The organism is Acinetobacter sp. Marseille-Q1618 (assembly GCF_902809855.1).
GTDB lineage: Bacteria > Pseudomonadota > Gammaproteobacteria > Pseudomonadales > Moraxellaceae > Acinetobacter.
Genome location: NZ_CADDWJ010000001.1, coordinates 1,209,444 through 1,229,786 on the forward strand (window position 1 = coordinate 1,209,444; position 20,343 = coordinate 1,229,786).

At 38.8% G+C, this 20,343-nt stretch carries 20 protein-coding genes; 6 read left to right on the top strand and 14 right to left on the bottom strand.

The genetic code is table 11. The annotated features are described in order from the left end of the window. The 3 genes from HUS24_RS05730 (at nucleotide 1) to pcaD (ending at nucleotide 2,838) form a co-directional block, all read left to right on the top strand. Nucleotides 1–651, top strand: coding sequence for a 3-oxoacid CoA-transferase subunit B (locus HUS24_RS05730; RefSeq protein WP_171532166.1), 651 nt, complete (start codon nucleotides 1–3; stop codon nucleotides 649–651). 121 nt (nucleotides 652–772) lie between these two features. Then, nucleotides 773–1,978: a 3-oxoadipyl-CoA thiolase gene (gene pcaF, locus HUS24_RS05735; RefSeq protein ID WP_173911114.1), complete on the top strand. Its 1,206-nt coding sequence runs from the start codon at nucleotides 773–775 to the stop codon at nucleotides 1,976–1,978. A gap of 83 nt (nucleotides 1,979–2,061) precedes the next feature. Then, nucleotides 2,062–2,838: a 3-oxoadipate enol-lactonase gene (gene pcaD / locus HUS24_RS05740; RefSeq protein ID WP_173911115.1), complete on the top strand. Its 777-nt coding sequence runs from the start codon at nucleotides 2,062–2,064 to the stop codon at nucleotides 2,836–2,838. Nucleotides 2,839–3,517: 679 nt separating this feature from the next. Here pcaD and HUS24_RS05745 read toward each other — a convergent pair. From HUS24_RS05745 to HUS24_RS05780, 8 genes are all read right to left on the bottom strand, one after another. After that, nucleotides 3,518–4,477 carry a p-hydroxyphenylacetate 3-hydroxylase reductase component gene (locus tag HUS24_RS05745; protein ID WP_173911116.1) on the bottom strand — a complete coding sequence of 320 codons (960 nt, stop codon included), beginning with the start codon at nucleotides 4,475–4,477 and terminating at the stop codon, nucleotides 3,518–3,520. Between the two features lie 83 nt (nucleotides 4,478–4,560). Further along, a complete protein-coding gene (locus HUS24_RS05750; protein ID WP_173911117.1) occupies nucleotides 4,561–5,514 on the bottom strand; it encodes a PDR/VanB family oxidoreductase in 954 nt (317 codons plus the stop codon). 34 nt (nucleotides 5,515–5,548) lie between these two features. Beyond that, entirely contained in the window at nucleotides 5,549–6,286 is a 738-nt protein-coding gene (locus HUS24_RS05755) for an SDR family NAD(P)-dependent oxidoreductase (protein ID WP_173911118.1), read from the bottom strand. Between the two features lie 9 nt (nucleotides 6,287–6,295). Continuing rightward, nucleotides 6,296–6,781, bottom strand: coding sequence for an aromatic-ring-hydroxylating dioxygenase subunit beta (locus HUS24_RS05760; protein ID WP_173911119.1), 486 nt, complete (start codon nucleotides 6,779–6,781; stop codon nucleotides 6,296–6,298). A gap of 13 nt (nucleotides 6,782–6,794) precedes the next feature. Continuing rightward, nucleotides 6,795–8,072, bottom strand: coding sequence for a Rieske 2Fe-2S domain-containing protein (locus HUS24_RS05765; protein ID WP_173911120.1), 1,278 nt, complete (start codon nucleotides 8,070–8,072; stop codon nucleotides 6,795–6,797). A gap of 30 nt (nucleotides 8,073–8,102) precedes the next feature. Next, nucleotides 8,103–8,639 (bottom strand): nuclear transport factor 2 family protein, encoded by a 537-nt coding sequence (locus HUS24_RS05770; RefSeq protein WP_173911121.1) that lies wholly within the window; start codon nucleotides 8,637–8,639, stop codon nucleotides 8,103–8,105. A gap of 15 nt (nucleotides 8,640–8,654) precedes the next feature. After that, nucleotides 8,655–9,821, bottom strand: a complete 1,167-nt coding sequence (locus HUS24_RS05775; RefSeq protein ID WP_173911122.1) for an acyl-CoA dehydrogenase family protein — start codon at nucleotides 9,819–9,821, stop codon at nucleotides 8,655–8,657. 21 nt (nucleotides 9,822–9,842) lie between these two features. After that, on the bottom strand, nucleotides 9,843–10,949 hold the full coding sequence (locus tag HUS24_RS05780; RefSeq protein WP_173911123.1) for an amidase: 1,107 nt from the start codon (nucleotides 10,947–10,949) through the stop codon (nucleotides 9,843–9,845). A gap of 151 nt (nucleotides 10,950–11,100) precedes the next feature. Between HUS24_RS05780 and HUS24_RS05785 the strand changes: the two genes are divergently transcribed. Then, on the top strand, nucleotides 11,101–11,568 hold the full coding sequence (locus HUS24_RS05785) for a MarR family winged helix-turn-helix transcriptional regulator (RefSeq protein WP_173911124.1): 468 nt from the start codon (nucleotides 11,101–11,103) through the stop codon (nucleotides 11,566–11,568). A 153-nt stretch (nucleotides 11,569–11,721) separates the two neighbouring features. Here HUS24_RS05785 and HUS24_RS05790 read toward each other — a convergent pair whose 3' ends face one another. From HUS24_RS05790 to HUS24_RS05805, 4 genes are all read right to left on the bottom strand, one after another. Beyond that, entirely contained in the window at nucleotides 11,722–12,711 is a 990-nt protein-coding gene (locus HUS24_RS05790; protein ID WP_173911125.1) for a 3-hydroxybutyryl-CoA dehydrogenase, read from the bottom strand. 4 nt (nucleotides 12,712–12,715) lie between these two features. Beyond that, nucleotides 12,716–13,822, bottom strand: coding sequence for an NAD/NADP-dependent octopine/nopaline dehydrogenase family protein (locus tag HUS24_RS05795; RefSeq protein ID WP_173911126.1), 1,107 nt, complete (start codon nucleotides 13,820–13,822; stop codon nucleotides 12,716–12,718). A gap of 112 nt (nucleotides 13,823–13,934) precedes the next feature. Continuing rightward, a complete protein-coding gene (locus HUS24_RS05800) occupies nucleotides 13,935–14,924 on the bottom strand; it encodes an AraC family transcriptional regulator (protein ID WP_173911127.1) in 990 nt (329 codons plus the stop codon). Between the two features lie 152 nt (nucleotides 14,925–15,076). Further along, nucleotides 15,077–16,426: an MFS transporter gene (locus tag HUS24_RS05805; protein WP_173911128.1), complete on the bottom strand. Its 1,350-nt coding sequence runs from the start codon at nucleotides 16,424–16,426 to the stop codon at nucleotides 15,077–15,079. Between the two features lie 391 nt (nucleotides 16,427–16,817). Here HUS24_RS05805 and HUS24_RS05810 point away from each other — a divergent pair, with 391 nt between their 5' ends. Both HUS24_RS05810 and HUS24_RS05815 read left to right on the top strand, forming a co-directional pair. Then, complete coding sequence (locus HUS24_RS05810; protein WP_173911129.1) at nucleotides 16,818–17,438, top strand: aminotransferase; 621 nt, start codon at nucleotides 16,818–16,820, stop codon at nucleotides 17,436–17,438. Between the two features lie 128 nt (nucleotides 17,439–17,566). Further along, on the top strand, nucleotides 17,567–17,815 hold the full coding sequence (locus HUS24_RS05815) for a hypothetical protein (RefSeq protein ID WP_173911130.1): 249 nt from the start codon (nucleotides 17,567–17,569) through the stop codon (nucleotides 17,813–17,815). A gap of 141 nt (nucleotides 17,816–17,956) precedes the next feature. On the opposite strand, the gene HUS24_RS05820 is transcribed toward HUS24_RS05815, so the two are convergent. Both HUS24_RS05820 and HUS24_RS05825 read right to left on the bottom strand, forming a co-directional pair. Continuing rightward, nucleotides 17,957–19,201, bottom strand: coding sequence for a dihydroorotase (locus tag HUS24_RS05820; protein WP_173911131.1), 1,245 nt, complete (start codon nucleotides 19,199–19,201; stop codon nucleotides 17,957–17,959). Between the two features lie 12 nt (nucleotides 19,202–19,213). Further along, entirely contained in the window at nucleotides 19,214–20,230 is a 1,017-nt protein-coding gene (locus HUS24_RS05825) for an aspartate carbamoyltransferase catalytic subunit (protein WP_173911132.1), read from the bottom strand. Nucleotides 20,231–20,343: the final 113 nt, after the last annotated feature.

Here is a 20,343-nt window from a genome sequence, read left to right on the forward strand (position 1 = left end):
ATGAGCTATAGCAAACTTAGTCGTGATCAAATTGCTGAACGTGTAGCACAAGACATTCCTGATGGTGCTTATGTCAACTTAGGGATTGGCTTACCAACTAAAATCTCAAATTATTTACCAGCAGACAAAGATGTGTTTTTACACTCTGAAAATGGTTTACTCGCTTTTGGCCCTCCACCAGAAAAAGGTGAAGAAGATCCTGAACTGATTAATGCGGGCAAAGAATTTGTCACCATGCTGACGGGTGGTGCATTTTTTCATCATGGTGATTCATTTGCGATGATGCGTGGTGGTCACTTAGACATTGCGGTATTGGGCGCCTTTCAAGTTGCTGAAAATGGTGATCTTGCCAACTGGCATACAGGCGCACCTGATGCAATCCCTGCGGTAGGTGGTGCAATGGATTTGGCTGTCGGTGCAAAAAAAGTTTTTATCACAACTGATCATGTGACTAAAAAAGGTGAACCGAAAATCGTTGCTGAATTAACCTACCCTGCCACAGGCTTGAAATGTGTGGATCGTATCTACACCGATCTTTGCGTGATTGATGTAACAACAGAAGGTCTGAAAGTGATTGAAAAAGTTGAAGGACTGAGCTTTGAGGAATTACAGTCAATGACGGGTGCAAAGTTGTTTGATGCAACTGCATAAATAAAAGAAAGTCCCCCTTTATAAAGGGGGATTTAGGGGGATTCAGAACTCTATCCTCATTTTTTGAATCCCTCCCAGCCTCCCTTTAAAAAGGGAGGAGCCTTCTTACAAGGATTTAAAAATGAAAAACGCATACATCATTGACGCTATCCGCACACCATTTGGACGCTATGCAGGCGGTTTAGCACCTATTCGTGCAGACGATCTTGGTGCACTTCCGATCAAAGCTTTGATGCAACGCAATCCATCTGTGGATTGGGAAAAAGTCGACGATATCATTTATGGCTGTGCCAACCAAGCAGGTGAAGACAACCGCAATGTCGGTCGTATGTCGGCACTTTTGGCTGGTGTACCCTATCAAGTTCCTGCAACTACAGTGAACCGTTTATGTGGTTCATCTTTAGATGCAATTGCGATGGCAGCTCGTGCAATTAAAGCAGGCGAAGCAGATTTAATTATTGCAGGTGGCGTAGAGTCCATGTCACGAGCACCTTTTGTGATGGGTAAATCTGAATCTGCTTATGGACGCAGTCAAAAGATTGAAGACACAACGATGGGCTGGCGTTTTATCAATCCAAAACTCAAAGAAATGTATGGTGTAGACACCATGCCGCAAACGGCTGAAAATGTTGCAGAACAATTCAATATCAATCGTGCCGACCAAGACCAGTTTGCATTAAACAGTCAACAACGCACTGCTGCAGCACAGGCTAAAGGTTTTTTTGAGAAAGAAATTATTGCTGTGACTATTCCACAGCGTAAAGGTGATGCCATTGTTCTCGATACCGATGAACATCCACGCGCTTCAACAACGCTAGAAGGTTTAAATAAATTAAAACCTGTTGTGAAAGCAGAAGGCACTGTCACTGCAGGAAATGCTTCTGGCATTAACGATGGTGCGGCAGCACTTTTAATCGCATCTGATGATGCAATAGAAAAGTATGCTTTAAAAGCCCGTGCCAAAATTATTGCTGCAACCACTGTTGGTGTTGAACCTCGCATCATGGGATTTGCACCTGCACCTGCGATTAAAAAACTCCTCGCTCAAACTGGTCTAACACTTGCGCAAATGGATGTCATTGAACTGAATGAAGCTTTTGCAGCACAAGCCTTGGCTGTCACACGAGATCTTGGTTTAGCCGATGACGAAGCAAAAGTGAATCCAAATGGGGGCGCAATTGCCATTGGTCATCCTCTTGGTGCTTCTGGCGCACGTTTGGTCACAACTGCACTCAATCAGCTTGAAGCAACAGGTGGCAAATATGCACTTTGTTCAATGTGTATTGGTGTCGGTCAAGGTATTGCTTTGATTATTGAACGTGTTTAAGAAATAACAGCTCTTTCTTCCCTCCTTTCTCAAAGGATGAGGAATATCATTCCGCAAGGAGGAAAGAGGATTAGGAAAAGAAAATGCCAAAATTTACATCCAATGATGCCGAAATTAACTACCAAACTTTTGGTGATGCCAATCAGCCTGCCATTGTATTTTCAAATTCTCTCGGTACAAAATACAGTATGTGGCAGCCGCAAATTGATGCGTTACAAAATGATTATTTTGTGATTTGTTATGACACACGTGGTCATGGTGCTTCGTCTGCGCCACAGGGGCCCTATACAATTGCTCAATTAGGTCAGGATGTGATCAACCTTCTTGAACATTTAAATGTTAAAAAAGCCAGTTTCTGTGGTATTTCAATGGGGGGATTGACAGGTCAATGGCTTGCCATTCATAAACCTGAATATTTTAACCATGTAATTGTATGTAATACTGCAGCCAAAATCGGTCAAGAACAAGCATGGAATGATCGTGCCGCATTGGTGCGTGAACAAGGTCTAAAACCAATTGCTGCAACTGCGGCTACACGTTGGTTCACAGAACGCTTTATCCAAAGCCAAGCGACAATTGTAGAATCTTTAAGTAACGACTTAGCAGCTGGCAGCGCAGAAGGTTATGCAAGTTGTTGCGAAGCTTTGGCTAAGGCGGATTTACGTGAAGATTTAAAAAATATTACTGTGCCTGTTTTAGTCATTGCGGGTCAACAAGACCCAGTAACAACTGTTGCAGATGGTCAATTTATGGTAGATCGTATTGCAAACAGTCAATTGTTTGAAATCAATGCTTCACATATTTCTAATATTGAATGTCCAGAAGAGTTTACTCAAGCAGTACGCCAGTTTATCAAGTAATCAGCAATCACCCTTCAACTTTAAGTTAGTTTTCTCTTAAGATGTAATATCCATGTATTGCATCTTTTTTTTGCTGTAGCTTTAACTTCATATTATAAAAATAAATTTTTCAAATAGTTGATTAAAAAATACTTAATATATTTATATTTTATCCCTGCATAGGGTCCTGAATTAAATAGAATTGAGATAATATGGAGGCAACTGAAATATCAATGGCACGATTTTAGAGTCATGTCAGGATAAAGGATGGGGGTTTAGGATGTTTCAAGCCAATTTGACGTTAAATGCATTTTTAATATTCACTTATAAGCAGCACAAGAAAAAATATCACTTAGATATCAGGATGAATTATTTTAATCCACACCAAATAATCATTATGCATAGAGGCAACGCAGGAAAGTTGACTTTCTTACAGGACTTCTCAATAGAAAACAATTAATCTGATGGAATATTTACTTTCTATCTATGGCTTTAGATTAAATAGAATTGAGATAGTATGAAAGTAACTGAAATATCAATGGGATAATTTTAAAGTCATGTGAACAATAGATAAAAGAAAATTGGGCTTACCATATTGAAAACTAACTTGGAGTTAAATACATTTTTAATGTTAATTTAACCACATTATTTTTTATAAAATAAATTGCCGACACATCATTTTAATATGTCGGCTTAATGCTTAAACAATACCTGCAATATCTTTTAAGATTTTAATAAAAATTTCCTTTTCATTTTCAGGATATTTTTCAAATACCTCATTTTGATGACTGTCTGCAATATCAAACAGATAATGCGAGGTTTTTTTACCTTTTTCAGTGAGTTTAAAGAAGCCATCCACTTCAACCAACAGTCCATCTTTTTTCAAAATTTCAGCAGCTTGCTCAACTTCACGCATAGGCATGGCAATATCACGTGGTAAATCTGCTTTGTTTGATGCTGTACCGCTACCTAAAACTAACAGTAAACGTGCTTCGCTAGTACGGAAACCCGTTACCAATTGCTTTGGAATATAATCAGTTTGGTAAAACTTAAATGCTCTACTCATCAGATAGCACACATTACTGTGCAAATGACCTTGATGCATTTCACCTACATCAACTCCCGCTTCAACCGTATCTTTAAGCTGTAGCAATGGATGTGGAATCACACCTGAATACGCACCTTGATGATAAACCAGTGGACTACGACCTTCATCATGAAAATTCACCACCTTACCGACAATGATCCAATGATCACCGCCTTCTAAAATTTGGTGACGCTCACATTCAAATACCGCAGAACAATTTTCTAAGATCGGTGCAGTCCCCGCACCTTCACGATAACTGGTACCTTCGTATTTATCGATATTACGGCGTGAGAATTTGTTAGAAAGTTCAATTTGAGAACCTGATAAAATATTTACAGCAAAATGTGTTGCTTGCTCAAATACATGAAAACTTGAAGAGTTTTTATCAATACTCCACAGAATCAATGCTGGGTCAAGTGACACAGAGTTAAAGCTGTTTGCCGTTACACCGACTTTTTCACCTTCAGCATTTTGCGCAGTCATGATGGTCACACCTGTCGCAAAATTGCCTAAAGCACGGCGAAATTTCATTGGATCAATTTTCACATCATCCATTGTTTTTAATGCGTTCATTTTATTCTCTCCTGAATTTTTTGTCCTAATTTCGCATGGACTCGTTTATCTACGTCCTGAGTACTAAAATTTTGCTCAATCTGTTAAATATCGAGTACCAATCGTGCTGATTTAGATCGTGAACAGCACACTAAAATTTGCTCATTGCTGGCTTTTTCTTCATCGGTAAAATATACGTCACGGTGATCAGGTTCGCCTTCGATTACATCACACATGCATGTTCCGCAGACACCTTGCTCACATGACATTTCTATTTCAATGCCTTCACGTGCCAATGCTTGTAAAATGGTTTCTTCGGCATCCACCATGATGATTTTGCCGCTTTGTTGCGCAACTACTTCAAATGCATCGCCACCAGTTTCAACATCAACCTGAAAATATTCTTTATGAATTTGATTTTCAGGAAAGTTTTGCGTTGTGGCTAAATTAATCACCCAGTCCATAAACCCATTTGGACCACAGGTATAGATGTGACTTTGTGCGTCAATATCTTTGATTGCCGCTTCAAAGAACTCACGATGACTTGCACCTTCGGATTTAAAGTGAAACTTTGTAAATGCTGCAAGTTCACCATTTTTAATTTCATCCACAAAAGCACAACGCTCAGGACTTGAACCACAATAATGCAACTCGAAAGAAGCCCCTTCTTGTGCCAACTGATATGCCATTGTAATGAGTGGAGTGATACCAATCCCACCACCAATCAAAACGCTATGTTTTGCTTGAACCAATGGAAATAGATTTTTAGGTTCACTCACTTGGATTTGCATGCCATCTTTCAAGTCATCAAAAGCGGACACCGAGCCACCACGTGACTCAGGATCACGTAAAATTCCTAAGCGAAATAAACCTTCTTGATTTGGATTTTGGCAAAGTGAATACTGGCGCACCATGCCGTTTGGCAGATGCACATCAATATGTGCGCCTGCTTGAATTTTTGGCAAAGCGGTAGAAGTTGCAGATTCAAATTCCATGACTGCAACATTTTCACCTTCTACATGACGGTTTTTGACAACAACATTATAAAGTGTAGTCATGATTTTTCTCCCTGTTATGCATCAAGCCAGAGGCTTAACGCATAAATAATCCACCGTTAATATCCCATGTTGCACCCGTCACAAACGCTGCACTTGGACTTGCCAATAACGCACAAGTTTCTGCAATAAATTCCATACTGCCCAAAGCTTTCACAGGAATGTTTTGCACAAACTGAGTCATTTTCTCGTCTGACACGACACTATGTACGATTGGCGACTCCATTGGTCCTGGTGCGATTGCATTAACTGTCACGCCTTTCGCTGCAAACTCTTTGGCAAAAATTTTGGTTAATGTCACAATTGCACCTTTGGTCGCTGCATAGTGCGCACCTGTTGCTGTACCACCATTTTGCCCTGCCAATGACGCCATATTTACAATACGTCCATAACCTTTGTCTGCCATGTATTTGCCAATGATTTGACAAGCTTGGAACGTACCGCGTTGATTAACTTGTGTTACCCAATCAAAATCTGAGGCTGTAATTTCTAAAACAGGGGTTGCCTTGGTCACTGTTGCGTTGTTAATCAACACATCAAGCTTAGAAAATTTTTCCTCAATCCATTGCACTGCGGCATGAAAGTCAGCTTCAACTGAAATATCTAATTTCAAAGGGAACATATTGTCCGCATGCGCACTACGTGCCTTCGCATTTTCAGCTTTTTCCAATGTACTTGCAGATAAAATAACTTGATGACCTTGACTTGCAAAATATTCTGCAATGACATTTCCCAAACCTGAAGCAGCACCAGTCACTAAAACAACCTGTTTCATATTGTTCTCCTAGAGAATGTAACTGATACCCGCTAAAGTATCGGTAGAGTTAACTAAGTTAATAATTTTACGATTAATTTTAAAACCTTGTTCAGCATCACGTACCAAATGGAAGGTCACGTCTGCGGTATAGTGTTTTAAGTTTTCCTTACGGAACTCACGTAAGTTTTGCGCACAGCGTAATACGATTTCACCATCTTCATCTTTAATGATGCGTACACGAGAAACACTGCGCACTGTATTTGCTTTTGGTGAGGTTGAAATTGCTTCACCATTTTCTAAACGCTCAACACGTAATTTGCGCATATGGTGATCGTCATAGGCATAGTTCAGATTATTTTCATAATCTGTTAGGGTTGGATCGATTGGAATGATATATACGCCTTTTTCATTCCAAAGATTTAACCATGCTGTATGTTCAGAATGGTCTAACATGTCTGCTTCAGCCCAAATAAAAGCAGTGACTTCATTTAATAAATTTAGATCAATTTTCATGGCACTCTTCTCCTTAAGCCGTCATCAACTTTTTCCACTGCTGATAAGCAGCACGCATCCCTGTTTCAGCACTGACATCGCTTTTTAAACCATCTTCAGTTTTTACTTCACCCGGTAAGCCACGATTCAGCATGATCCATAAATCTTCACCTGCACTAGCCCCATGTTGCACACGTTCCCATGCTTCAGCATCGTCTGGCGTACCAAAGCCAAATGGGCCTTGGAAATGTTCGTGTAAACGTAAACGGTATTGATTAGCGATTTGCGGCCCACCATCCATGGTAATCACTGAATGGTGAATTTCAGTTTTATCGACTGAAATTGGTTGCATAACACGGAAGAACGCCATTGAACATGCAATGTTCGGGAACAAGTTCAAGTTAAAACCAGAACCCCCTACCGCACGCACGATACGGCGCACTTCAAGTTCTTCATGACCTTCGTCACGTAATGCCTGTGCCAACTCTTCAAAACGTTCTTGAATTGGACGTTCCATTAAATCTTCTTCAAGGTCAACCAGTTCAGGAATCATCACCATCACGCTGTGACCATTACCTAAATCTTCAACATAACCCGGCTGATTTTCAAAATTGAATAATTCCTCAGTTTTCTCATCGACAGAACTTAAGAACGATTTATGTACCAATGGGAAATGATAAGCATCCGTGGTGTTTTCCAACTGAATTTTCCAGTTGCCTGGGAAGGTAAAACGATGCTCACCCAACACTTTCACTGGATAACCTGCACCTTGTTTCATGAATAAATCGATCCACTTTTTCGCAGCACCGAGAAAATCTTCCAAAGGCTCTACATCATGGTTGAATGATGCGAAGATCATGCCGTTGTATTCTTCAACACGAAGGCTAATCAGTGGAAATTCTGATTTGTCTAGGCATTCACCATAGCTTTCTGGTGAAGGTACACCACGTAAACTACCATCGAGCGCATAACTCCAACCATGATACGGACAAACAAAACTGTTGGTTTTGCCTTTTTTATGCTCACATACAGTCGCAGCACGATGACGACAACGGTTCAATAACACATGGACTTTTTTCTTACGGTCACGTACTGCAACAACAGGTTGCTTACCAATATTCATGGTTTTATAGCTACCTGCATCTGGGATTTCACTCGCATGTGCAACCCAAACCCAAGTTTTATAAAAAATCTTGTCCATTTCATCTTCAAAGATCGCCGCATCTTTATATAAAGAAGTATGCGCACGATCACTTTGAACGAGTTCATTGTAATCAATATCAATGTTTTTCATTGGAATGATGCTATTCATGTCGATTATCCTTTTTCATTAATCCTTGGCTTAATTCTGGTTCGGTACTGGCAATTCAGCTGTACTGTTCCAGTGTGAAACTGGGCGACTAAAAATATTTTCAGTCTGGAAATGTTTAATTTTCCAAGCGCCATCAGGCTGTTGTTGAAACTTCACGCTCAGTTTGGCTGCATTCAAATGGCTACGACCATCGCGAAAAGTTGAGGTTTGTAACATTAGCCACGAGGCATGGGCTTGTTGCTGTTCTACATAGATTTGTTCTGAGCTGACAAAGTGAGCATTCATGACAAAATGAGATTGTTTTTGGGTGTAGCTTTTAAACATGTCATAGATTGCTTGCCATGAAGCATAACGTCCAAAAGACTTGGCATATTTCGCTCCAACGCCTTCCCAAATACTGTCTTGATCAAACAAAGCCATGATTTCATCTAAATCAGTATTGGCATCTAAAGCATCACAGATTTCCATATAGCGATTAATGCAATTACGGATCGCGGTTTCTGCTTCAAGTTTTGCTAAGCGGTTTAAGATTACGCTCAAGTCCATGTCATTCACCTTAAAACTCATTCCTTGTTCAAACGCTTATAAATAACCCGGTGTTGGTTTTAGACCAAAACTTACTGAACCTGCATTTTGTAAAGTGGCATCGCCCATGAAGGCATGTTGTGTCACCACATTGGTGTCATTCACAAAACGGCTAAATACATTGTTGGTATAAATCGCAGTCATCCCTGCCAACATTTGCATTTTACGTGCTACCCGAGCAGCAACGCGTGCGGCATGGGTACATGACAAACGCATATCACTGATTTGCTGATCTGTTGGTTTTTGACCTGCAAGCACTTCATTCCATACCACATCCATCGTTTCATAGAACCATGTACGGGCTGCTTTAAACTCTGCTTCTACTTGGGCAAACTCATATTGAGTTACTGGACGATTGGCAATTTCTGAACCACCTGTAATGGATGCTTTACCCGGTGCAAGTTTCATGAACTCTTCCAAAGCTGCTGCAGCAACACCAATCCCAACCACAGTGAGTACCTGTGTTGCCAAAGACAAAGATGGGTATTTAAAAAATGGTTCCGGCAGTTTCGATGGCTCGCCACGAACAAAAGTCCATTCTTTTGCTACCAGTACATCTTCAACCACCAAGTCATGACTGCCTGTGCCTTTAAGACCAACAGTGTCCCATGTCATTTCCACTTTGGCTTTTTTTGCTGGCATCACTGCCATACGTGGTAAGCCTTGTGCTTCATTGTCCTTGCGTGGAGAAATTCCTACACCGACAATATCTGCACCCATACATCCGCTTGAAAATTTCCAACGACCTTTTACCACTACTCCCTCATCGGTAATTTCAGCAGGTTGCGGTGGGAAAATACCGCCTGCAAAGACAATGTCAGGTGAATCTTTGTATAAAAGGTTTAATGTTTCTTCAGGCAAACTGCCTAAATAAGCAGGGCTCATGCCGAAACTTGCGACCCAACCGACCGAACCATCCGCCATAGACAGTTTTTCAATCAGTTCACAAAACTCACGCGGAGAAACTTCCAAACCACCAAAACGTTTTGGTACTAATGCACGATACACACCAAGCTGTTTAAGCTTGTCGATAATGTCTTGGCTTACATAAGCTTGTTGGTCAAACTCACCAGTGATCGCTCGTTCACGAATTTCCTGACACAATGCTTCAAAATCTATCGAGATTGCATTGTCAGAACTAAACACTTTAGATAAATCATTCATTACCTAACTCCTTGTAATTTATTACGCTGCCTTCACGACAAATTTTGCAATTGCACACACAAACTCATCCGCATTGCGTTTGGTCACGATCTGTAATCCAACAGGTAAACCCTGTTCAGTTTCTAGTGGAATTGAAATTGCTGGATGTCCAGACAAATTAAATGGACGAACCAAAGCTGTTAAATTTAAAAACGCAACAGTATTTTCAGCGTCTGCCACTTTCGGTGGCGTTTGCGGAAGTGTAGGTAAAAGCAAGGCATCATATTGGTCCAGCAGAGCATCAATTTCTTGAGTAAATTCAGCTTTGACTTGTTCTGCTTGTTGAACTTGTTGCAAAGTCGTTTCTGCTGTTTTTAATAAACGTCCTTGAACATCTGCACCAATCAATCCAGTTTTGGTTAATTCCGCATAAGCTTGCCAGTTTTCATAATTGATAATTTGCATGCCCGCATGAAAGGCTTTTTCAAAAGAAGCCACTGCAACTGGCTCTGGATGCAAATTCTTTTCGATAAAAAATTTTTCAATACATTCAGTAACCACTGTGTCTGCTTGAACATTCAACCATGCCAGTTTTGGTGCAGTCACACACGCAGTGGCTACAAATGTTGGATCAATAATTTGCATTGCGGTTTCGATCATATCTACAGAATTGGCGAATGGGCCAACACAGTCCAATGAGCTTTGTGCAGGGTGAACACCTTTACGACTTACTCGACCAAATGTCGGCTTTAAACCATAAACACCACAACACGCAGCAGGCATACGAATTGAACCGCCTGTATCTGTACCCAAAGTGAAGTCTGCAAGATGGGCAGCTACCGCAGCAGCCGAACCACTTGATGAACCACCTGGGATTAAATCTGGGTATTTCGGATTTATAGGTGTACCAAATGCATGATTAATCCCTGTAATCCCAAAAGCCAGTTCATGTAAATTGGTCTTTGCTGTAATGACACAATCAGCATTGAGAATACGATCAATGACTTCTGCATTTTGTGTTGCTGGCGCACTATTTTCTAAAGCACGACTTCCAGCAAGCGTTTTAAATCCTTGAATATCTATAGAATCTTTGACCATCACGGTCAGCTTTCCAGATCCTAATAGCATCTCCTTCGCTATAATATTCATTCACTTTTCCATGTATTTTTGTATATAGCTATAATAATAGAAAAAGTAATGTAATTGTCAAGCAATTTTTTATTACTAGAATTAAAGTTTTTTTGCTTTAATTTTTTGTATAATCAAACTTATTATTTTTTATTAAGTTATTGCTTTCGCTATGCTTACCAATTTAGAACAATTTCTTCCAAATAATGAGCCACAAAGCTTGCAAAGTTATCCATTTTTTTGGGTATCACAAGTAAATGGCAAATACACTCAACTTATTGAAAAATCTATTAAAAAATTAGGTATAGACAATACTCGTCGTAAAATTATTTTAAGTACCAATGCATTAGGACAAGCCAGCATTACTGAGATTGCGAATCTTTCTACCCTTAAACTTACCACGGCAACCAAAGCTGTTTATCGTCTTGTAGAAGACGATATTGTTGAAGTTTTTTCTTCAGAACATGATGAACGGATTTCGATGGTAAAACTCACTGAAAAAGGACAGTCGTTGGTTGAACAAATCAATCAAATCAGTCATGTAACTTTGGCAGGCATCCTAAATGCTTTTGATGAACAAGAGTTACATGCCTTAAATGCCCAATTGAAGAAATTATTTGATCTGATGCCAATCAGTTAAACAAATTATTTTAAAATTTCATCGAATCAAACACTTAAGATATATGCTTCGATTCAACTTCAAATATTGCTAAAAATGTTAAAAACTCATCTCTTTTAGATGAGTTTTTATGTTGAAATAAGTTTAATTTATCTATTGAACTTGAAAAATCATTTAATTTTTCAATACATTAAGTTTAGGCTTTAATTCAGCCGTTTCAATACGATGGTTAAAGGTATTTAATACTTTAAGTTTATAAGCATCAATATCCATTGATTGATAATCATAGAAACCTTGACCTTCACGTAAACCATTTCGTTTATTTTGCATATTATCCGCAATAATCTGTGGGGTACGATAACGCTCGCCCAATTCTTTTTGCAAATATTGCGAAGCATAATACAAAATATCGCCACCGCCCCAATCAATAAACTCCAATAAACCCAGTACAGAAAAGCGCAGACCAAAGCCAGTACGGATTGCAATATCAATATCCTCAGCCGATGCAACACCTTCTTCAACCATACGTGCTGCTTCATTCATGGCTAAAGCTTGAATGCGTGGGACGATATAACCAGCTTTGGCATTACATACTACAGCCACTTTACCGATTTCTGTGAGGAATGATTTTAACTGTTCAACCACAGCAGCAGAGGTTTGTTCTGAACGACTGAGCTCCACCAATGGAATTAAATAAGCAGGATTTAACCAATGTGCATTCACCACACGTTCAGGGTGCGACAACATTTTGGCAATATCCGTAACTAAAAATGTTGAGGTGGTCGAAGCAACAATACATTGGGGTGAAATATACTGATCTAACCAACTCAATATTTCTTGTTTGGCTTGTGTTTGCTCAGGCACACCTTCCATGATCAAATCGCATTGTTTTAAAAATGCAACTGAATCTAACTTGGCAAGCACTTGAATATTCGCTTGAATACTTGCAATTTGCTCAGCTTGAATAAACTGAATGGTGCTCAGTAAAGTCAACTCTTCCACAAGGTCTTGTTGGATTTGCTGTTGATATTGGGAAAATTCTTGAATAGAACGTACTTTGGCATCAATCAGTTTTACTTGCAGCCCTGCATAGGCAAAAGCAATCGCAATTGCCTTGCCCATACGTCCTGCTCCAATCACTGCAACGTGTTGAATTTTGGACATGACGTTACACTCCTTGTTGCAGTACTGCTTGCATTTCTTGTTTAGACTTAGTTGCTAAACCTAAATTTTCTAAGGTACGCCCTTCAGCATATAAATCACGCCCCGACACTGCTGAAGCAATATTTAACAAACCTTCTGCAACTGGTGTCGGCACACCTGCCCAACGTCCTACAGAAACGATCAAAGATAAACCCAAACGGGTGTCTTCAAGCATATAACGATGTTCTTGTAGGTTAATGTCTTCACGCCAGTCACCGCTGTCGGTTAACTTGCCGTGTGCACCACGACCATACATCCACTCATCACCCTCACCTTCTTTATTATAATGATCTGCCAGTGGGAAATGCGGTGCGGAGTAGCCCAATGCTTCACGAACTCGCATACGCTCTGCATCAAGTTGATTGGTGACACGACGAATTGAGGGTTGAGTTCCTTCATTATGAATGTCCCATGCTTCAAAATGCTCTAACGGCCCTGCATTCATCATAATCAAAGGGGGATGAATAATCGGCCCTGCATTCATCAATGCACCACTTAAGCCATCTTCAATTGGCTCTACACTTGGATAGGCTTGTTTTAAGACGTTGAAAGCATGTTCTGATAAATTACTTGGAAATACCCCTGTTGGTAAGCGTGTTGCATAACCACTCACCACAATGTTATTTACACCATGTTTACGCACCAAATAAGGTAATGTCCCAGTTTCAGCGAATGCAACTTTTGCGTTATTTCCAGCGTCTTTCATGGCTTTTGCAAAAACAAAGCTTCCAAAAGTACCTGGTGGTAAATACACCACTTGCCCTTCTTTAAAGTATGCTGCTGCTTGTTCAGCAAGATTCACATGTGTTGTTGCGGGTAATGGGATAATGACCAACTCAGCATGGGCAATAGCTTTTTCTAAATTATCTTGTAAATTGATTTGGCTATTTTCAAAACCTACCGTTACAGAACGCTCACCTTGAAAATCTTTGACAAAAAGTTTCTCTGTTGCTGCAAGTGCATGTAGTGCTTCTGCATCACGACGCCATAACACCACCTCATGCCCTTTTTCAGCCATTTCCAAAGCCGCTGCGTAACATCCGTGACCACCACCAAGTACTGTAATTTTCATGTTGAATCCTCCTGATTAACTGAATTCATCATAGAAAATTACTGAGTTTGTGACTTCTCCATATACGAATAGAATATTCAATTTACGAAGTTAAAAACTCTAAACTACACGTTTAAGCGGCACGCATTTTTAAAGTATGTGAAGGCAAACAGCCATAACGCTTTTTATAAATATTAGAAAAATGCCCAAAACTTTGAATGCCGTTTTCTAGTAAAATATCGGTCACCGTTTGGTTTTCTTGACTATTTAGCAAGGCGTGATGTACCAACTCAACTCGTAGATCACGGATATACTCTATCGGCGTTTGTTGAAAATATTGGTTAAAACCTTTTTGCAATGTACGACTGGTGACACCACAAAATTCACTTAACGCAGGTAAAGCAATATTGTCTTTAATATGCTGTTGAATATAATGCTGTGCCTTTTTCATATAGCTTGGCAATACCCGTTGCCGTTGTTCATTGAGCTGCTGAGTATAATTATTCGGAACTTTCAATAAAATGAGTTCGATCAAATATTGGGTAAAACTCGCTGAAATAAAACTCCAATTTTGAATATTATAATAGGCATGACATAAATAATTCAGTGTTTCAATGATTGAACTTAAACCCTCATCGGTACACGACATGCCACTGTCAAAAATCACAGCATCAGTGCTGGTATAGCCCAACATTTTAAATAATTGCGTTTCAACATCTTGCTGGGTCAATTTTAAAATAATATTGCGACAACGATGATTGATGATAATGCGATTTTTACTATTTGGATGGGTCACCGTCATGATGCCAACGGATTGGAGCACTTGATTCTGAGCATGCTCTACTTTGCACTGACCTTCTAAAGTGATACGAAACAAATAATTTTGTGATGCCTCATCAATGGTGATCGCCACTGGCGCACTATATTTCAAATCATACAGTGCTGAATTTCCAAAACTAAAACCATTTAATCGGGTATTTAAACTGGCAATGGCATCGACATCAAACTGATGCGGACATAAGTAATGACTAATCTGATCTTTTATAGTTTGATAATCATCTGAATTAAAAAGTAAAAACTCATCCAGATAATGCAAATGATTAAAATTAAGTAATTGATTCATCACTGCACTCCATTGACTATATTTTTTAAACGCAAAAGCCCATATCTTTACAATGGGCGATCACGCATTTTACAACTTAACTGTTTTATTCATTTTTCAATTCAAGCTTTGGGAAAATAACTTTACTTGAATTCAAACATTTATCCACCACATTAAGCTGAATGCTCTTGCTGCATACTGTTTGAAAAAGCTTTACATCCTTTCTTTAATAAAATAAATGCTAAGACACAGGCGATTCCACCGACAATAGACAAAGATGTACCCACCATGAGTGGATTTTCAAAAACTTTATCGGTCACTAATGCAACCAAAGTTGTACCGATCCCGACTGCAACCAAATTACTAATCAAAAGAAAAATTGCTGAGATTTGAGCACGTAACTGGTTAGGCGCTAACATTTGCATCGCTGTGGTAGAAATTGGCATTGGAAATGAAGCAAAAAACATTGCAGGGGCAAGTAAAGTGACTGCTAGCCAATACTCAGATACTTGAGTAAATGCAACCAAAGGTAAAACTAAACCAACGATACCAATTACGCCTGTGATCATTGGTGCATCTTTACGTCCTTTTTGAATAAACCAGTCATTCAACCAACCAGCACAGAACACGCCTAAAGTATTTGCGACCAATAACACCGTACCCAACATATAGCCTGCTTCAGTCGGTGTCATATTAAACTTACGCATAAAAAATGCAGGCGACCAACTGATCAAGCAATACAATGCCATTGCATAAAAAGTAAAACCTAAATAATGACAAGTAAATGTTGTACGATGTTTTTTCAAAAATTTGAATGCTGCACGAATGGTGACTTTTTCGACTTGACCATTTGCATTTAACTGCTGCCCTTTACGGATAGGGTCACGCACAGTCAAGATAAACAATAAGCCAATAAAAATACCCGGCAATCCCACAATGATAAAGGCAGCTTGCCATGCTTTAATTGCACCAAAAATAGGAATTTGAATTAAGTCCATATTTTTCAATAAGCCAATGACATAACCACCGACTAAAAATGCAATACCACCACCGACAAAAGACCCAATCGAGTAAACCGCAACTGCCCGACCAAGTTTATCCTTGCTAAACATATCACTAAACATTGAATATGCTGCAGGAGATAAAGCTGCTTCTCCAACACCAACCCCCATACGACTTAAAAACAACTGAATAAAGTTTTTACTTAAACCGCACAGCGCTGTTGCAATACTCCAAAAAATAATCCCAACCGCTATAATTTTGGGTCTAGAAAAACGATCTGCCAAATAAGCCAATGGCAAACCCATAAAAGCATAGAACAATGAAAATGCCAAACCGTGTAATAAGCTAAACTGTGTATCTGTCAGATTTAAATCAGCTTTGATGGGTTCAATCATCAACGCCAAAATTTGCCGATCAATAAATGAAAAGATATATGCCAACATGCATAATAAAACCACATACCATGCATAAGCACCTGATTTACTTTGTTGTTGTTCCTTATGGATATTTAAATTACTCATCCATTTTCATCCTGTGAAACGATAACTTGCGTTAATCGTTTTGCGTTTTCCTTAAGCAACACACAATGTAAAAGTTAAAATTTTGAGTAAAACTTCAAGTTTAAAATGGCAATATTTTCAATAAAATAACAATGAAATAAGCGACTTAAAAATGATCAACTTTTTAACCTTCATTGTGAATAACCCTGTCCATGAGTGCTTATTATTTACACTTTTAAATGTAATTTTCCATAACTTTTTAAGTATATTTTTATACCTTCAGGAGGTTTTATGGTTTAAAAAATAAGTAATCCACACTATAAGCCAACAGATATTCATAACTTCACAAAGTATTCATGCTTTCTATTGATTTTTCTGACAAGATATTTGAAATACAATTTGGAGAATAAAAATGAAATTCGTTAGAACATTCATGTTTATATGCAGTTTGAGTATATCAATTCCTGTATTCGCAACTGTAGGCGGGCCTGAAAGTATTGAAGTTTTAGGTTATGAAGCCAAAGAACAAAAAGTTTATATATTAAGACATTATGAAGATGGTCGTGGTCGACTCCCGCAACTGTATTATTACCAATTCAAAAACAATAAAAATCCAAGCAAAATCATTCAAGTAAATTCTTTATATATCCACCCTAAAACCAAAAAAATTGACTATGATCAAGACGATACTCAATTTAACCAAGCACTGAATAACATCAAAAAACGTTTGCAGCCCTTGCAGCCAAGCAACATGCAAAATCGTATCTCATATTCTCAGAAAGCCATTAAACAGGTAGCAACTTGGTACGATCCAGAACAAACACAAGCACAAATTCATTATACTTTTACAGTATCTAACTCAAAGTTCCAAAGTAAAGTACAAAAAGCAATCGCGTATGACACGCCCTTAAAAGTGGTACAGCAGTTTTTAATTCCGAAACAAAACAAAATGTTAGTAACTGTAGAGTATTTAGGTATTCCTTTTGAAACAGGTTATAACATTGAAGACCCAGTACTCTTACAAAAAAAATAAAAGCCTCACTTTGATCCATATTTTCATTTCATCAAATCAGGGCTTTTATGCAGACATTCTATCAAAGTGCTGCTAACATCAATCGGCAATTATAAATCTTAACTTTTAAATTAAACCGAGTAAAAACAATGAAAAAAATATTTTTAAGCACGATGATGATCAGTATCTTTCTCAGTGCATGTAGTAGCAATAACATGCCAAAAGAATGTGAAGAATCTTGGCAACACATTGAAAAAATGGCAAAAACCAGCGGTATTCCTGATGATTCAATTAAAACGCAGAAAAAAGCTTTTGAAGAAGAAGTGAATAAAATGAAGAAAGAAGAGGCAATTGAAGTATGTAAAACACAAACAGCAATTTTAAAAATGGCTAAATAATATTTTAAAATATAATCAATATATCAACTCGTATTCAATATCCACTTAGTTTTTATTATCAATTGATTAATTTGACAATTTCTAATAAATAACAAGAGCCTTGTACAAGGCTCTTGTTATGAGGTTAAGAATGCAGATGCATCAAGCAATAAAAGTTTGAATGACTTTTCCTTTAATGGTTTGATCAATTAAAGGCGTATTTTTCCCATGTGAAAGAATACTGTCTTGATTAATCAACCATTCCAACGCTGGATCAAGCAACACTAAACCAGCTTGTTGTTGCCAAGATTCGGTCATATTTGCAACTTGTGCAGGGGCAAGCGTCACTTTTTCTACCCATTCTAAGGGTGTAAACAAACCTTCTTCTACAAGTTTTATGCCTAAAGCAACATAAGTATCAAATGCTGTAATCCCTGGTAAAGTTTCAGCAAAAGGTGCAAGTTTTGCAGAACCCGTTAAGGGTTCATGATGAGTACAGATAGCATCAATCACACCCTCTTTCACGCCTTGACGTAACAATTGCTTGTCCTGTTCTGAGCGTAACGGTGGACGCACATGTGCCAAAGAGTTAAATCCATCAATCAAAGCATCAGTTAAATGCAGTTGTTGCATCGCTACATCGGCTGTGACAGGTAAGCCCTTCGCTTTGGCATTTTTAATTAATTCAACAGATGCACCACTTGAAAGCAGACCAAAGTGGGCTTTCACCCCAGTTGCTTCAATCATTAACAAATATTTAGCAATTGCAACGGTTTCTGCCAAGGCAGGAATCATTGGTAAGCCTTGACGAGATGCGATAAAACCCTCGTGAACACAACCATCTTTGGCAATTTGATGTTCTTCTGCATAGAACACCACGGTCATGTCTAAACCCGCAGCGTATTCTAAAGTACGAATCACCACATCATCATTTTCAAAAGTTGCATAGGCATTTGATACTGCAGTACAACCACCCTTTTTCAAGCCTGCCATATTTGCAGGTTGTTTGCCGAGTAAACCTTGTGTTTGTGCGCCAATGACTTGTAAATAAATACCCCCATCTAACATGGCTTTTTCCACTAAACCATGCACCAATGCGCCATTATCTTGCACAATTGGTTTTGAATCGGGTGGGGTAAATACATGTAGAATCCCATTTTCACGGGCAGCTTTACCTTCGGATTTTAATGTACCATGTTGCTGTTGTCCCGGCTCACGTAAACGTGCACATAAGTCGACCATGGTTGGCATTAACCATTTTCCACTTCCATCAATCACTTCAGTAATCTGACTTTGATCTGGACGAATGTTTAATAATTTACCATTTTCAATAAATACAGTGTCTACACGATCAGTTTTTTGAATTGGGTCTAAGACACGGACATTTTCAATTTTTACAATACTCATGACTTACCTGCCTTATAGTGCCATTGTGTCTAACAAACCTTGTTCTTGTAACTGACCTTGCATCGACAAAGCCAAAACGGCCATACGCACTGCGATACCATTGGTCACTTGATTCAAAATTACCGACTGTGCACCATCTGCAATACTCGAATCAATTTCTACACCACGGTTCATTGGGCCAGGATGCATCACGATACAATCAGGTTTTGCCAAAGCCAAGCGCTCTTTGTTCAAACCATACATTTTATAAAATTCAGCTTGTGAAGATAATGCAGGTGAATCAATCCGTTCATTTTGAATACGCAAAGTAATGATCACATCACAATCTTTGATGCCTTCATCCATTTTGTTAAATAAACGAAGACCTTCTCCATAGTCATTAAAACCGTTTGGCAATAACGTATTTGGGGCAATTACACGAATATCTTTGCAACCTAACGTTTGCAAAGCTGCAATATCAGAACGTGCAACACGTGAATGTTTAATATCACCGATAATCGCAATGGAAATGTCTTCAAAATTCTTTTTGGTTTCACGGCGAATAGTCAACATATCCAACATCGCTTGAGTTGGATGCGCATGACGACCATCGCCTGCATTAATGATTGCAACGTGTGGACAAACATCTTTGGCTATAAAGTGTGCTGCACCTGAAGAAGAATGACGTACTACAAAAATATCGGCCGCCATTGCCTCAAGATTCCACAAGGTATCACGTAATGTTTCACCTTTTGAGGTACTTGAACGAGCAATATCAATATTTAACACATTGGCTGATAGACGTTTTGCAGCCGCTTCAAAGGTAGTTCGTGTGCGTGTTGAATTTTCAAAAAATAAATTCATCACGGTGCGACCTTCAAGCAAGTTATTGGTAATTAGCTGATTTTGGTCATTAAAAAAGGACGCCGCAGTGTCCAGTATTTTGGTGAGAGTGTCTTTTGAAAGACCTTCGATGGTGATGAAATGTTTTAAGTTTCCATCTTTATTGAGTTGAATCTGGCTCGGAGTATGCAATGCTGCCAAGTGCATGAGAGATTCCTGAATCGTTAAGTTAAGGTATTATACAGATTTTCTTTTTGCGTGGCAGATGAAGATTTCAACACTTAAACTAAAATACTGTTATGTATTGAATTATAAAATAA